This is a genomic window from Mesorhizobium sp. M0040 (assembly GCF_040323505.1).
Classification (GTDB): domain Bacteria; phylum Pseudomonadota; class Alphaproteobacteria; order Rhizobiales; family Rhizobiaceae; genus Mesorhizobium.
The window spans coordinates 1-13691 of sequence record NZ_JAMYVA010000022.1; the positions used below are offsets into that span (position 1 = coordinate 1).

Sequence of the window (13691 nt, forward strand, 5' to 3'; positions counted from 1 at the left end):
TCATTCGTCACGTCTGCGACCCACCAAGACGGCGCAAAAACCAATCCGCCGCAGCAAGGATAGCTGCCATGCCCTAAGTTAGCGCTTATGGGACAGCGCCCCCTCTGCCCTGCCGGGCATCTCCCCCACTTGGGGAGAGATTGGCCGTCCTCTCCGCTTTCGCCAATCTCCAACACTGAAAGAGGGGCGGGACGGGCGAACCTGCCAATCTCCCCCCTCGTGGGGGAGATGTCCGGCAGGACAGAGGGGGGCGCGAAGGATCGCGGCGCTCGTTCTGCGTTTCTGGATTCTTCAACTGACGAAGCTACGAGGCTTGCGGTCATTTCGGCTCATCGGCCTTAAGCCACCTTCCTCAGACCATTCGCATCGCCGGTTCCGGGCAGCGCCGCCAACGCTGCCTGCAGCAGGATGTCGCCAAGCCGCGCTGCAACGGGGTCGGGCTCGGCCTCCTTGCGATGCAGGAATAGCGCCATCTTGGGCAAGGCGGGCAGCCCGGCGATCTCCGGCGTCATCGCCCTGACGGTGGCCGGCAGGCCGATATCGGTGCGGATCGTCAGTCCGAGCCCGGCGGCGACAGCTGCCCAGATGCCGCCAAGGCTCGGGCTGGAGAAGGCCATCCGCCATGCCAGGCCGGCGCGGTCGAGCGTTTCGGTCGCCACGCTGCGCAGCAGGCACGGCGCTTCGAGCGCCACCAGCGGCAACGCCTCGCCATCGCGCAGGCTGGTCTCGATCTGTTTTGCCGGGCCGATCCAGCGCATCTGGACGTCGGCGACATGCCGGCTGTAGGGCAGCGTCGCGCCATTGTGCCAGGCAAGCGCGATATCGAGGCTGCCCGAAATGATCCGTTCGGCAAGCTCATGGCTGCGTGCGATCCTGGCCTCGATCTTGACCTTGGGATGGGCGCGGGCGAAGCGCCCGAGCACCTCCGGCAGCACCGCCTCGCCGAAATCCTCCTGTAGCCCAAGCCGCACCCAACCCTCCAGCTCGACATCGTGGATCGCTGAGGCGGCCTCGTCATTGAGCTCGATCAGCCGCCGCGCGTAGCCGAGCATGGTCTCGCCCGCGTCCGTCAGCGCCAGGCCACGTCCAGATTTGCGGAAGATCGGCGTCGCCGCCTGGTCCTCCAGCTTCTTCAATTGCGCACTGATTGCCGAGGTCGAGCGGCCGAGCCGGTCGGCGGCCTTGGCGAAGCTGCCCAGCTCCATGCCGGTAACGAAGCTGCGCAGGACGTCGAGATCGAATGTCACGCGTCGCATGCCATTAATCCTGATATTCGGGACATTACGTCAAAAACTTCCTGATATTCAGTACGAAGCTATGGCGGTAGAGAGAGCGCGTCAAGACCGAATGCAGCCGACCCATGCAGGAGCTGAACCATGTCCGCTGTCGCCACACGAGCAGAATGCAAACCGCTTCGCACGGCCGCCGTTACCACCCCGTCAGAGGCGGCGGCACTTCGAGCCAATCATCGCTGGAAGGTGCTGGGCATCGGCGTCGCCGCCAATGCCTGCTTTTCTGCGACCTTCTCCGGCATTCCGGCGACGGCGGTGTTCCTGCGCTCGGGCTACCATCTCTCCAATGGCGAGCTCGGCCTGGCGCTTGGCCTTCTCGGCCTGGGCGTGGCGCTGAGCGAATTGCCGTGGGGGCTGCTGACCGATCGCTGGGGCGACCGCCGCGTGCTGCTGACGGGGCTCGGCGCAACCGCGGTTTGGCTGCTTGTCATGGCTGCGCTGGTCGTGCCGTCACCGGCCCATATTCCCGGCATCGCGCTTCTCGCCGCTGCCCTGCTGGTCACCGGATTGCTCGGCGGCAGCGTCAACGGCTCCAGCGGCCGCGCCATCATGGCCTGGTTCGGCGAAGGCGAGCGCGGCTTTGCCATGAGCATCAGGCAGACGGCGGTGCCGCTTGGCGGCGGGCTTGGCGCGCTCGTGCTGCCATCGCTCGCTTCAGCCCATGGCTTCACGGCAGTCTTCGGACTTCTGGCGGCTGCATCCGCGGTCTCGACCTCGCTCGCCTGGCGCTGGCTGCATCAGCCGCCGGCGCATGACGATGCCAATTCGGGCAGCATGGCATTGTCGGCCGGCCCGGCGCCGCTGCGCAACCCGGCCGTCTGGCGCATCGCAACAGCCATCGGCCTGCTTTGCTTTCCGCAGGTGGCGGTGCTCACCTTTGCTTCCGTGTTTCTGCATGATTTCGCCGGCATGGGAACAGCCGTGGTCAGCGCTAGCCTGGCTGCCGTGCAGGTCGGCGCCATGGCCATGCGCGTCTGGAGCGGCCGCTACACCGACCGTCACGGCAACCGCCGGTCGTTCCTGCGTCTGTGCAGCATGCTGAGCGTGGCCGCCTTCACCGTGCTTGCGGCGCTCGTCTTGTTTTCGGCCCAATTCTTGTCAGGCCAAGCGCCGATGCTGTCGCCGGCGATCGTCGCGATGCTGGTCGTGGCCGGCATCTGCGTCTCCTCCTGGCATGGGGTCGCCTACACCGAGCTTGCGACGCTGGCCGGCGCCAGCCAGGCCGGAACGGCGCTCGGCCTCGCCAACAGTCTGGTCTTCATTGCCTTCTTCCTGGTGCCGATCGCCATTCCCGGGCTTCTCGTGCTCTGCTCGTGGGCAGGCGTCTGGCTGGGTGCGGCTATTTGCGCGCTGATCGCGTGGCCGATCTTTCTTCCGCCAACGGATAGCCGCAAAAGCGCCTGACTTCGACACGAGATGGGAAAACAACGTTCTAAGCTGTTAACGCCCCATCAAGGTTAATGCATCATTGTAGCTCTCCAGTGGGGTCCGTTGCGTTTCTGGAGAGTTCCGTGCATCGACGTGTTTTGACGCGGCTTGTCGCCGCCGCCGGTGAGAAAAAGCGTTCCTTCCTGTCTCCGTTCATTATTGGCCTTGGCATCTGGATCGGCTTTCCGACGGTCGCTGCCTATCAGGACATGACAAGCCTGGTCTCCGGTCTTGAGGCGCCGAGCGTCCGCTGGAACGCCTATGTCGAGAAATCCGTCGCCGGCTCCGTTCACGCAGCCGAAATGCCCTTCCTCGATTCCAGCAGCACCGGCTCGCTCTCCGGCTCCGGTGTCCAGTTGCCGGGCGTCGGCGCCGTCTCCTTTCGCGGCAAGGGCGGCATCGCCGGCACGACGCCGGACGAGAACCGCATCACGCGTGCCGAAAAGAAGGGCCGCATCATCCAGGTCTCGCCCGTCTCGCCGCCGAAGAACTTCAACGCCGGCTCTATCTTCGAGCGCACCTCTTCGCTGCTCCGCCCAAGCATGGATAGCGGCTTGAGGATGGCCTTCGCCAAGCCCGAGATCAAAGGCAAGGAAATCCAGATCGCCGCCGCCTTCCACACGCGCGTCGACAAGAAGCCGGATCCCGGCGTGCCGGCGATGCTTGCCGCGCTGGTCAACAATGATCATCCTGACGTGCTGGCGACCGCCTACGCCTCGTCCGCTCCCGATTATGCACAGGCGTCGCCTTTCGAGGCCTTGCTGCAGGACGAGGACCCGAACGATGGCCGCTTCATTCCGCCGCTGAGCAAGGGCGATCATTCTTGGATGCAGACGCCGCTGCCAGCGAGCGTCTTTTCCAAACCGGAGCAGGCCTGTCTCGCCAACGGCATCTATTTCGAGGCGCGCGGCGAAGCCGTGCGTGGCCAGGCCGCCGTTGCCCAGGTCATCCTCAACCGCGTCCGCAACCCCGCCTATCCGAACTCGATCTGCGGCGTCGTCTACCAGAACGACAACTGGTTCAACCGCTGCCAATTTTCCTTTGCCTGCGACGGCAGGAAGAAGCGCATCGACAACGCCGCCGCCTACAAGACCGCCCAGGATGTCGCCATGGCCGTCACAGCCGGCAAGATCTTCATTCCGGAAGTCGGCTCGTCGACCCATTATTACGCCAACTACGTCCATCCGGGCTGGGCGCGGACGATGCAGAAAATGACCAGGATCGGCCTGCACATCTTCTACCGCACCTATGGCGGCGGCTGGAGCTGAGTGCTCGGGCAGCCCTTGCATCTTTCGCGCGAGAGCGGCCGATCGAAGGCCCGTCGCCGTAGGGATTCGGCCGCAGCCCGCCAGAGGCCGCGTCGGGCACGATGTCGCACCCGAGCAAGTAGCTGATTTATAACAAAAAAATACTTGAGCTTGAACGTCCGCCCGTGGCTTGACGGGCGCGGACCCTCTAACTATGTTGCCGGCGACTTTAAGAAGCGGACGGACGGTGACGGTCTGACCGGGCAGGGGGGTTGCGTGGCCGACAAGAATGGGCCAGACGGAACCGGAAAAACCGGCCGCGGCAAGCAGCATGAAGCCGATATCCGCGACGAGGATCTTGAGCGCCGCCGGCGCGACCTTGAAGCATCGCTTGCGGCAAGGCGGCCGGACCGGCTCGAGGGGAAAGACGACGCGAAAGCGGGCAGTGCGGCCGGGTACGGCCAGGCGCTCAAGCTGTCCAGCGAGTTCATCGCCGGGATAGTGGTCGGTGCGGCTCTCGGCTGGTTTATCGATCGCGTGGCGGGGACAACGCCATGGGGTCTGATAGTCGGGCTGCTGCTGGGTTTTGGCGCCGGCGTGCTCAATGTCCTGCGTTCAGCCGGGCTTGTGTCGGAATTCGGAACGGGCGACAAGCCGCGCGATCCGAAAGAATGAATTGAGGCGCCGCATGCCGGCGCATTGAACAGGATACTGAAGCCGTCTGCGGCTTTGATGGGGATTTAAAGTGGCTGCTGACAAGGTCGATCCGATCCACCAATTCCAGATCCATCCGATCATTCCGATTCACATCGGCGGCTACGACCTGTCTTTCACCAATTCGGCTCTGTTCATGCTTGCGACGGTTGCTGTCGCATCGGCGTTTCTCTACCTCAGCACGTCGAGCCGCAGCCTCGTCCCGGGCCGCCTTCAGTCGGTCTCGGAAATGGCCTATGAATTTGTCGGCAATATGCTGAGGGACGCCGCGGGAACGCAAGGCATGAAGTTCTTCCCCTTCGTGTTCTCGCTGTTCATGTTCGTGCTTGTCGCCAACCTGCTTGGCCTGTTCCCGTATTTCTTCACCATCACCAGCCACATCATCGTCACTTTCGGCCTTGCGGCGCTGGTGATCGGAACCGTGATCGTCTACGGCTTCATGAAACATGGCCTTGGCTTCCTGAAGCTGTTCGTGCCGAAGGGCGTGCCGATCGTCATGATGTTGCTGGTCGTTCCGATCGAGGTGATTTCCTTCGTCTCGCGTCCGGTCAGCCTCTCGGTTCGTCTGTTCGCCAACATGCTCGCCGGTCACATCACGCTGAAGGTGTTCTCGGGCTTTGTCGTCAGCCTGAGCGCGCTCGGCGCGGTCGGCGTGGCGGGCTCGGTTCTGCCGCTGGCGATGGCCGTGGCGCTGACGGCGCTGGAGCTGCTGGTCGCGTTCCTGCAGGCCTATGTCTTTGCCGTGCTGACCTGCATGTATCTCAACGACGCCCTGCATCCCGGGCACTGACAAGGTTTTCCGGCATTGCCGCCGGATCGAATTTGCAACCGAATTTTAGATCCAAAGGAGTTGAACAAATGGACGCAGAAGCAGCAAAGTACATCGGCGCCGGCATCGCATGCCTCGGCATGGGCGGCGCGGGCATTGGCCTCGGCAACATTTTCGGCAGCTATCTGGCGGGCGCGCTGCGCAACCCGTCGGCCGCCGACGGCCAGTTCGGCCGCCTGATTTTCGGCTTCGCCGTGACCGAAGCGCTGGGTATTTTCTCGCTTCTCATCGCGCTTCTCGCTCTGTTCGGCTGAATGCTTGTTCGGCTGAACATTGGGAAGAATTGAACAGGCCGGCCGCGATCCTGCGGCGGGCCTGAATTTCGGGGATAGCCCATGTTCGTGACATCTGCCTTTGCGCAAGAGTCCGCGCCCGCCGTCGAAGGCGGCAGCGCTGGGACCGGCGTGCCTGCCGAAGCGCACGGCACGTTCCCGCCCTTCAATCCGGCGACGTACCCGTCACAGCTGGTGTGGCTGGCAATCACTTTCGGGCTGTTCTACCTCTTCTTGAAACGGGTCGTGATGCCGCGCGTCGGCGGTATCATCGACGTGCGCAACGACCGCATCACGCAGGATCTCGATCATGCTGCCCGGCTGAAAAGCGAGGCCGACGCCGCCGTTGCCGCCTATGAGCAGGAATTGGCGGAAGCCAAGGGCAAGGCCAATGCGATCGGCCAGCAGGCCAACGATGCGGCCAAGGCGGAAGCCGAAGCTGCCCGCAAGACGATCGAGGCAGCGCTTGACCAGAAGCTTGGCGAGGCCGAGGCGCGCATATCTTCCATCAAGGCCAATGCCATGAAGGAAGTCGGCACGATCGCCGAGGACACCGCTTCGGCCATCGTCGAGGCGCTTGTCGGCGGCAAGGCCAGCAAGGCCGAAATCGCGGCCGCGGTCAAATCCGTGGCCGGGTGAGGAGCGCATCATGGACGCCACATCTCTCGCGACGCTTTGGGCAACGGTTGCCCTCGTAATCTTCCTCGGCATCGCCATCTACATCAAGGTGCCGGGCATGATCGCCAAGGCGCTCGATGCGCGTGCCGACAAGATCAGCTCCGAGCTCGAGGAGGCGCGCCGGTTGCGCGAAGAGGCCCAGCAGTTGCTTGGCCAATACCAGCGCAAGCGCAAGGAAGCCGAGCAGGAGGCGGCGGCCATCGTTGCCGCCGCCAAGCGTGAAGCCGACATGCTTGCCGCCGAGGCGCACAAGAAGACCGAGGACTATGTCGCCCGGCGTACCGCTTTGGCCGAGCAGAAGATCGGCCAGGCCGAGCGCGAAGCAATCGGCGAAGTGCGTGCCAGCGCCGTCGATATCGCGGTGGAAGCCGCGCGCGCGCTGCTGGCCGGCAAGATCGACGCCAAGGCCGGCGCCGACCTGTTCAATGCCTCACTGCAGGATTTGAAGTCGAAGCTGAACTGAACGGCTGCATCTACAAGTCATCGAGGCCGCCCGGGAAACCTGGCGGCTTTTTTGTTAGCGAAAGCGGCAGAGCGCGTAATCTCCCCCCTCGAGGGGGAGATGGCCGGCAGGCCAGAGGGGGTCGCCGCGCGTGAAGCGCCAGCCTTCTCTTTCGTCCCGCATGGCGTCGCGCCAGGACGTACCGACCCCCTCTGTCGCCTTTGGCGACATCTCCCCCTCGAGGGGGGAGATTACGCCTAGCCGACAGGGTCGCTCAATCCAAACCCGAAAAACCCTCTTCCTCCAGCACCTCGGTGCCGCCGAACCGGAACGGCGCGAAGGAGGCGCGGTGCAGCCGTGCCACTGGCCCGTGCAGATCGATCGCCGTGCGATGGCGGACAGTGGCGTAGCCCATATGCAGTTCGAAGCCGTAATGCGCATGATGGCTGCCGCAGCCGCACATCATGCGGTCGCGCAACACCTTGGCGACGATCGAGGCTGCGGCGATCGACTGCGAGCGCTGGTCGCCCTTGATCAGCGCTTTGCCCTCGCAGGGCAGGCCGGGCGGCACGTCGCGGCCGTCGGCCAGTGCCAGCTTCGGCCGGATTGACAGGCCGGCCACGGCACGGCGCATCGCCTCCAGGCTGGCCTTGAGGATGTTGGAGGCATCGATGCCTTCGGCGCTGACCGACGCCATCGATACGGCGAGCGCGGAGCCGAGGATTTTCAGGAACAGCGCCTCACGCTGCAAATGCGTCAGCCGCTTGGAATCGTCGAGGCCGTCGGGGATGTTGGCTGGATCGAGCACCACCGCTGCAGCCACTACCGGCCCGGCGAGCGGGCCGCGGCCGGCCTCGTCCATTCCCGCCACCGGCCAAAGGCCTTCGGCCATCGCCCTCGTCTCGAACGAGAAGTCGGGTTTCTCGACAATTTCGAAGAGAAGCGGAGAATCGGAACGCGGGCGAGCCATGGTGCGGCGAGGTTCGCATCGGCTCCGATTCTCCGCAAGTCCCTCCGGGTCGGGCGGGGCACCGGACCAGGAGGGGCTACCGTCTGCAAGCCCGGGGACAGGACAGGCCGGACGGGATTTTTGCCTGTTGCCGGCCGTTTCAACCGGCTGGCGCGAGACGCTTTGTCACAGCAGCATCAACTGCTCGGTTGCCTTGGCGGCGGGGACGAACTGGTCGGTCCTCAGCGAGCGCCGCTCGGCGTTGAGGCCGAGCCGTTTGGCAGCGATTTCGAAACGCCGGCCGATCTGCCAGGCATACGGGCCGGAGCCTTTCATGCGCTTGCCCCATTCCGAATCGTAGTCCTTGCCGTCGCGCATCGAACGGATCAGCGACATGACGTGGCGATAGCGATCGGGATAATGGCGCAGCAGCCAGTCCTTGAAGATCGGCGCGACCTCCAGCGGCAGGCGCAGCAGCACATAGCCGGCCTCGCGTGCCCCCGCTGCCTGCGCCGAATCGAGGATGCGCTCCATCTCCGGGTCGGTCAGTCCGGGGATGATCGGCGCGACCATGACCGAGGCCGGTATGCCGGCATCCGAAAGCTGCCTGATCGCCTCCAGCCGCTTGGTCGGCGTCGACGCGCGTGGCTCCATGGTGCGCGCCAGCATGCGGTCGAGCGTCGTCACCGACAACGCCACCTTGGCCAGCCCGCGTTCGGCCATGCGTGACAGAATGTCGATATCGCGTGTCACCAGCGCCGATTTGGTGACGATGCCGACCGGATGCCCGCGCGCCTCCAGCACTTCGAGGATCTCGCGCATGATCCGGTATTGCTTCTCTATCGGCTGGTAGGGATCGGTATTGGTGCCGATGGCGATGGTGCGCGGCTGGTAATTATCCCTGGACAATTCCTTGTCGAGCAGCCGCGCCGCATCCGGCTTGGCAAACAGCTTCGATTCGAAATCCAGCCCCGGCGACAGGCCCATGAAGCTGTGCGTCGGCCGCGCGAAACAATAGACGCAGCCATGTTCGCAGCCGCGATAGGGATTGATCGAGCGGTCGAAGGAGATATCGGGCGATTCGTTGCGGGTGATGATGGTGCGCGGCTTCTCGACCTGTACCTCGGTCTTGAAGGGCGGCAGCTCCTCCAGCGAATTCCAGCCGTCGTCGAACACGTGCCGGCTGACCGGCTCGAAACGGCCGGACGGATTGATGCCCGCCGACCTGCCGCGATTGCGGTCCGGGCGGACGCGCATGCCGCTCTGCTCGATCATCGCATTCGCCATCTCGGCCCTGCCAGCGCCGAAGGCGGCAATATCGGCACGCACGATCTGTTCCATTTTGGCCCTTTCCCAGGGACTGTCCGCCCGCTGTCGATTCGCTCTGCTCATGAATGTATTCCTATCGTATCGATGAGAACAAATCAAGAACTTTCTCGCGGCGCGCCGCAAAAACTGGCGCTGCCCACCGCTTTCCGCTATTCGGCTAAACATGCTCAGCGTCCTGATCGAAACCCTGAATGACGAGGAGGGCCTTGCCCGCACGCTCGCCTCGCTGATCGGCGGCGCGGTCGAAGGCGTGGTGCGCGACGTTCTCGTCTGCGACACCGGCTCGACCGATCAGACGCACCGCGTCGCCGAACATGCCGGCTGCCACTATGTCAGCGGCGGCATCGCCGCCGGCATCAGGCAGGCCAAGGGCGACTGGCTGCTTTTGCTGGAACCGGGCGCGCGGCTGGGAGAGGGCTGGATCGACGAGGTCGTCGCTCATACGGCGAGGCAAACCATGGCGGCGCGATTTTCGCGGGCACGCGGCAGCCGCGCGCCGTTCCTGTCGCGGGTCTTTGCCGGAAATCGCGCTCTCGCCGAAGGCTTGGTGATCAGCAAGCGACAGGCCGCGGCGCTGTCGAAGAACGCCCGCAGCGCCGAAGCGATTGCCCGCGGGCTGGCGACCAGGAGGCTCCACGCCGAGATCTGGGTCGCGCCGCGGAAGTGACGGCTTACCGTCCCGGTCCGGGGAACGCCCAAGCAAATTTTCTGGCGGGTCGTGGTTTATTGTGCATTGCACAAAATCTGGCCGGGGGTTACCATTCCCAGCGATATGGGCGAATAGGGTTTGGGGTGTGCCGGAGCGGCGACGACTAACGTCGATGCTGTTCCCTCGACATTTTGAGGACCCCGATGACCCTTTCAAGCCCTGACAAGTCCGGCGCCGCAAGCCTCGAGGCGATCGCACGCAACGGCGGCACGCTGCGCCGCATCGCCGCCCGCATCCCGACCTATCTTTCCGACCTTCGCGAGAATCCGGCATGGCTGCCGATGTTCATGCTAGCCCGCACCATGCCGGCGCGGCGGCTGCACTGGCGCGGTGCAAAGCCCGTTCGGCCGGCGCGCAACGTCGGTGAAACGATGTTCGCCGGCGTCGATCGCGATGCCGTCGTCGGCGCGCTGCGCACCGAGGGGCTCTATTCGGGCCTGATGCTGCCGGCCGCCATCCATGAGGAGATTGCCCGCTTCGCCGAGCGCACGCCATGCTTCGGCAATTTCGACCGCCGGCTGGAATTCCTGCCCGAAAAACACGCCGATGCCGAAAAGCATTTCGGCCGCCCGCTGCTCAGCGGTCACTATTTCGAACGGGTCCTCGACTGCAACGCTGCGGTCGCCGTGCAGCGCGATCCGCTGCTTCTCGATATCGCAGCGCACTATCTCGGCAGCCAGGCCAAGCTGATCACGACCCGCGTCTGGTGGAGCTTTCCGACCGGTGGCGTCTCGGACGCCGACAAGAACATGGCCTCGCTCGGCAAATACCATTTCGACCTCGACGACTGGCGCATGCTGAAGTTTTTCTTCTACTTGGTGCCGGTCGACAACGACACCGGGCCGCATGTCTATGTCCGCGGCTCCCACAACCGGCGCATCCTGAAGCACCAGCTGACGCTGCTGGTCGGCCATTCGGCGGAAGAGGTGCTGGGCGTCTATGGCGAGCAGAGCCCGGTCACGCTGACCGGGCAGGCCGGCCTCGGCTTTGTCGAGGACCCGTTCGGCTTCCATATGGGTACCGTGCCGACGCGCACCCCGCGGCTGATGATGGAAGTCGGCTTCGGCGTCTCGCCGCCGTCGCGCCGGCGTTTTCACGGCGAGCCGGTCATTCGCTAAACCGAGGTCGCTTGGCTGATACCTCGGTTCGTCTCAGCCGCGCCGCAAATGCTCGTCCAGCCGCGGCATGATCTCGACGAAGTTGCAGGGCATGTGCCGGTAGTCGAGCTGCGGCTTCAAGATGCCGTCCCAGGCGTCCTTGCAGGCGCCGGGCGAGCCCGGCAGCACGAAGACGAAGGTGGCATTGACGACGCCGCCGGTCGCCCGGCTCTGGATCGTCGAAGTGCCGATCTTGTCGTAGGAGATGCGGTGGAACACTTCGGAAAAGCCGTCCATGCGCTTTTCGAAGATCGGCTCCAGCGCTTCCGGCGTCACGTCGCGGCCGGTGAAGCCGGTGCCGCCGGTGGTGATGACGACATCGATCGCATCGTCCTTCGACCAGCCCAGGACCTTGTCGCGGATCTTGTCGCGGTCGTCGGTGACGATGTCGCGGGCGGCCAGGACATGGCCGGCCTCGGCAATGCGGTCGGCCAGCGTCTGCCCGGATTTGTCGTCGGCGAGGCTGCGCGTATCGGAAACGGTCAGCACCGCGATGCGCACGGGAACGAAGGGGCGGCTCTCGTCAATCCTGGCCATGGGCATCAACCTCCGATGTCACGCTTCGCGTCGCTGCAACAAACCAGTCGGGATGGCGGCTGCGAATATCGACAGCCGCGCGCTTGGCCACATTGCCGGTCTCGAACAGCCCGAAGCAGGTGGCGCCTGAACCGGACATCCTGGCAAAACCGGCTCCGGCCTTGTTGAGCACGGAAATCGCCTTGCCGATGGCGGGCTGGATTGCGCGCGCCGCAGGCTCGAGATCGTTGCGGGTGATCTCCAGCCAGTTGCGGATGCCGTGGAAGTCGAGGTTGCGCGGCAGCGGCGGCAGCCCCGCATTGTCGCGGCGGCCAAGCGCCTCGAACACGTCGGCCGTCGAGACGGCAGTGCCGGGATTGACGAGCACCAGACCCAGCGCTGGGAAACCCGGCACGAGCGTCAGCTCGTCGCCGACGCCGCGGGCTATCAGCGGTCTGGCTGCGAGGCACATCGGCACGTCGGCGCCGAGCGACAGGCCGATCCGCGCCAGTTCGGCATCGCCGACATCAAGTCCCCAGGTCTGGACCAGGGCGCGCAGCACAGCCGCCGCGTCACTCGATCCGCCGCCGACACCGGACGCGACCGGCAGGTTCTTTTCGAGCCTGATGGCGACAGCCGGTGCGTGCTGGGGACCGGCCTCGCGCCGCAGTGCATCGCGCGCTCTCACCACCAGATTATTGTCGTCGACCGGCACCGCGGAGGCGTATTTGCCGGACACGGAAAACCCATCGCTGTCGGCAAGTTCCGTCTCGATGCGATCGCCGAAGCGCGTGAACACAGCCAGGCTTTCGATCGTGTGATAACCGTCGGCGCGCCGACCGGTGACGTGCAGCGCGAGATTTATCTTGGCGTGCGCATGCGACGCCCGGATGCTGGCCTCGGCGTTCACTGGCTCGGCCGCGAGGGGGACGACGGTCAATCCTTGGCCAGACGGTATTCGCCGGTCTTCGGGTCCTTGACCAATGTTCCCATTGTACCGTTGGCGGCCTGCTTTTCGGTACGCCGCACCTTGGCGGTCACCCGCTCGGCTTCTCTGACGAAGGAGCGGTAGCCGAAATAGGCGGCAATGCCGACGACGGCGAAGAAAATGATCTGGGGCATGTCAAACTCCTCCCTCGCAAGGCCGGCAAGGCGGCCGGTCGGGTCGGTTAATGATTTATGCTAGACGCTTTCACCGGCTTTTCAAAGCCCGAAGCGCGCCCACAGCGCGCGCTCTTCCGCCGCATCGATGACGCCGCTTGCCGCGGCGGCGGCGATATCGGGCGCCGAAAAGCTCGAGCCGAACAGGCCGAAGCGGCCGAACAGGCCGCGCGGTGCGGTGATCAGCTTGAGCTGGGTTTTCGGCCCGAAACGGCTCTTCAGCACGCTGCGCATGTCGCCGAGCGCATCGACCAGCCCGAGCTCCAGCCCCTTTTTGGCCGTCCAGAAAAGTCCGGTGAACAGGTCGGGATCGTCCTTGAGCTTGCTGCCGCGCCTGTCCTTGACGAGATCGATGAAGGTCTCGTGGACCTCGAGCTGCAGCGCCTTCAGGCGCTCGACGTCTTCCTTCTTTTCCGGCTTGAACGGGTCGAGCACCGCCTTGTTCTGGCCGGCGGTGTGGACGCGGCGCTCGACGCCGATCTTCTTCAACAGCTCCGGAAAGCCGAACGAGGCCGACACCACGCCGATCGAGCCGACGATGGAGGACGGGTCGGCAAAGATCTCGTCGCCGGCGACCGCGATCATGTAGCCGCCCGAGGCCGCCACGTCCTCGACGAAAACCAGGACTTTCTTGTTCTTCTCGCTCGCCAGGTCGCGGATGCGCCTGAAGATCAGCCGCGACTGCACCGGCGAACCACCTGGCGAATTGATCGAGATGGCGACCGCCGGCGCGTCGAAGGAAAACAGCTTTTCGAGAAGGCCGGCGGTGGAAGCGAGCGACAGGCTCGGCCGGAACTGGCCGCCGCCGGGCATGATCGTGCCGTGCAGCCGGATGACCGGAATGGTGACGACGGTGGAGCGCCAGGACTTCGGCAGCAGGCGGTTGAAAAGGCGTTTCACGAGGGGGCTGTCTCCGGTCGATATGCTTGAGGCATGTAGGAATTCGCCGGCCAACGGCAATGCCGTCA

Annotated in this window: 16 protein-coding genes; 9 read left to right on the plus strand and 7 right to left on the minus strand. The window is 64.6% G+C overall.

The window, feature by feature from the left end; all coding sequences use genetic code 11:
* Positions 1-338: 338 nt before the first annotated feature.
* Positions 339-1256 carry a LysR substrate-binding domain-containing protein gene (locus tag NKJ91_RS19250; protein ID WP_352456841.1) on the minus strand — a complete coding sequence of 306 codons (918 nt, stop codon included), beginning with the start codon at positions 1254-1256 and terminating at the stop codon, positions 339-341.
* Between the two features lie 120 nt (positions 1257-1376).
* Here NKJ91_RS19250 and NKJ91_RS19255 point away from each other — a divergent pair, with 120 nt between their 5' ends.
* The 7 genes from NKJ91_RS19255 (at position 1377) to NKJ91_RS19285 (ending at position 6923) form a co-directional block, all read left to right on the plus strand.
* The gene (locus NKJ91_RS19255) at positions 1377-2696 is read left to right on the plus strand and encodes an MFS transporter (protein ID WP_352456842.1); all 1320 of its coding nucleotides are present in this window, start codon (positions 1377-1379) and stop codon (positions 2694-2696) included.
* 107 nt (positions 2697-2803) lie between these two features.
* Positions 2804-3988: a cell wall hydrolase gene (locus NKJ91_RS19260; RefSeq protein ID WP_352456843.1), complete on the plus strand. Its 1185-nt coding sequence runs from the start codon at positions 2804-2806 to the stop codon at positions 3986-3988.
* A 255-nt stretch (positions 3989-4243) separates the two neighbouring features.
* A complete protein-coding gene (locus tag NKJ91_RS19265) occupies positions 4244-4642 on the plus strand; it encodes an AtpZ/AtpI family protein (protein ID WP_352456844.1) in 399 nt (132 codons plus the stop codon).
* Positions 4643-4712: 70 nt separating this feature from the next.
* Complete coding sequence (locus NKJ91_RS19270; RefSeq protein WP_352456845.1) at positions 4713-5471, plus strand: F0F1 ATP synthase subunit A; 759 nt, start codon at positions 4713-4715, stop codon at positions 5469-5471.
* A 68-nt stretch (positions 5472-5539) separates the two neighbouring features.
* Entirely contained in the window at positions 5540-5764 is a 225-nt protein-coding gene (locus NKJ91_RS19275; RefSeq protein WP_006206606.1) for a F0F1 ATP synthase subunit C, read from the plus strand.
* An 81-nt stretch (positions 5765-5845) separates the two neighbouring features.
* Positions 5846-6421 (plus strand): F0F1 ATP synthase subunit B, encoded by a 576-nt coding sequence (locus NKJ91_RS19280; protein WP_352456846.1) that lies wholly within the window; start codon positions 5846-5848, stop codon positions 6419-6421.
* A 10-nt stretch (positions 6422-6431) separates the two neighbouring features.
* On the plus strand, positions 6432-6923 hold the full coding sequence (locus NKJ91_RS19285; protein ID WP_023674071.1) for a F0F1 ATP synthase subunit B: 492 nt from the start codon (positions 6432-6434) through the stop codon (positions 6921-6923).
* 253 nt (positions 6924-7176) lie between these two features.
* Here the strand turns inward: NKJ91_RS19285 and rnhB are convergent, their stop codons facing one another.
* Both rnhB and NKJ91_RS19295 read right to left on the minus strand, forming a co-directional pair.
* Positions 7177-7872 carry a ribonuclease HII gene (rnhB, locus tag NKJ91_RS19290; RefSeq protein ID WP_352456847.1) on the minus strand — a complete coding sequence of 232 codons (696 nt, stop codon included), beginning with the start codon at positions 7870-7872 and terminating at the stop codon, positions 7177-7179.
* 165 nt (positions 7873-8037) lie between these two features.
* A complete protein-coding gene (locus NKJ91_RS19295; protein ID WP_254818651.1) occupies positions 8038-9192 on the minus strand; it encodes a PA0069 family radical SAM protein in 1155 nt (384 codons plus the stop codon).
* 151 nt (positions 9193-9343) lie between these two features.
* Between NKJ91_RS19295 and NKJ91_RS19300 the strand changes: the two genes are divergently transcribed.
* Together NKJ91_RS19300 and NKJ91_RS19305 are read left to right on the plus strand one after the other, a co-directional pair.
* A complete protein-coding gene (locus NKJ91_RS19300; protein ID WP_292664385.1) occupies positions 9344-9847 on the plus strand; it encodes a glycosyltransferase in 504 nt (167 codons plus the stop codon).
* Between the two features lie 185 nt (positions 9848-10032).
* Positions 10033-11007 (plus strand): phytanoyl-CoA dioxygenase family protein, encoded by a 975-nt coding sequence (locus tag NKJ91_RS19305; protein WP_352456848.1) that lies wholly within the window; start codon positions 10033-10035, stop codon positions 11005-11007.
* Positions 11008-11040: 33 nt separating this feature from the next.
* On the opposite strand, the gene moaB is transcribed toward NKJ91_RS19305, so the two are convergent.
* The 4 genes from moaB to NKJ91_RS19325 form a co-directional block, all read right to left on the minus strand.
* Positions 11041-11583, minus strand: coding sequence for a molybdenum cofactor biosynthesis protein B (moaB, locus tag NKJ91_RS19310; protein ID WP_352456849.1), 543 nt, complete (start codon positions 11581-11583; stop codon positions 11041-11043).
* On the minus strand, positions 11570-12472 hold the full coding sequence (locus NKJ91_RS19315) for a 4-(cytidine 5'-diphospho)-2-C-methyl-D-erythritol kinase (protein WP_352456901.1): 903 nt from the start codon (positions 12470-12472) through the stop codon (positions 11570-11572). Before NKJ91_RS19315 ends, moaB begins: the two co-directional genes overlap by 14 nt.
* A 26-nt stretch (positions 12473-12498) precedes the next feature.
* The gene (locus NKJ91_RS19320) at positions 12499-12684 is read right to left on the minus strand and encodes a membrane protein (RefSeq protein ID WP_023674078.1); all 186 of its coding nucleotides are present in this window, start codon (positions 12682-12684) and stop codon (positions 12499-12501) included.
* Positions 12685-12765: 81 nt separating this feature from the next.
* Entirely contained in the window at positions 12766-13623 is an 858-nt protein-coding gene (locus NKJ91_RS19325; protein ID WP_352456850.1) for a S49 family peptidase, read from the minus strand.
* Positions 13624-13691 lie beyond the last annotated feature (68 nt).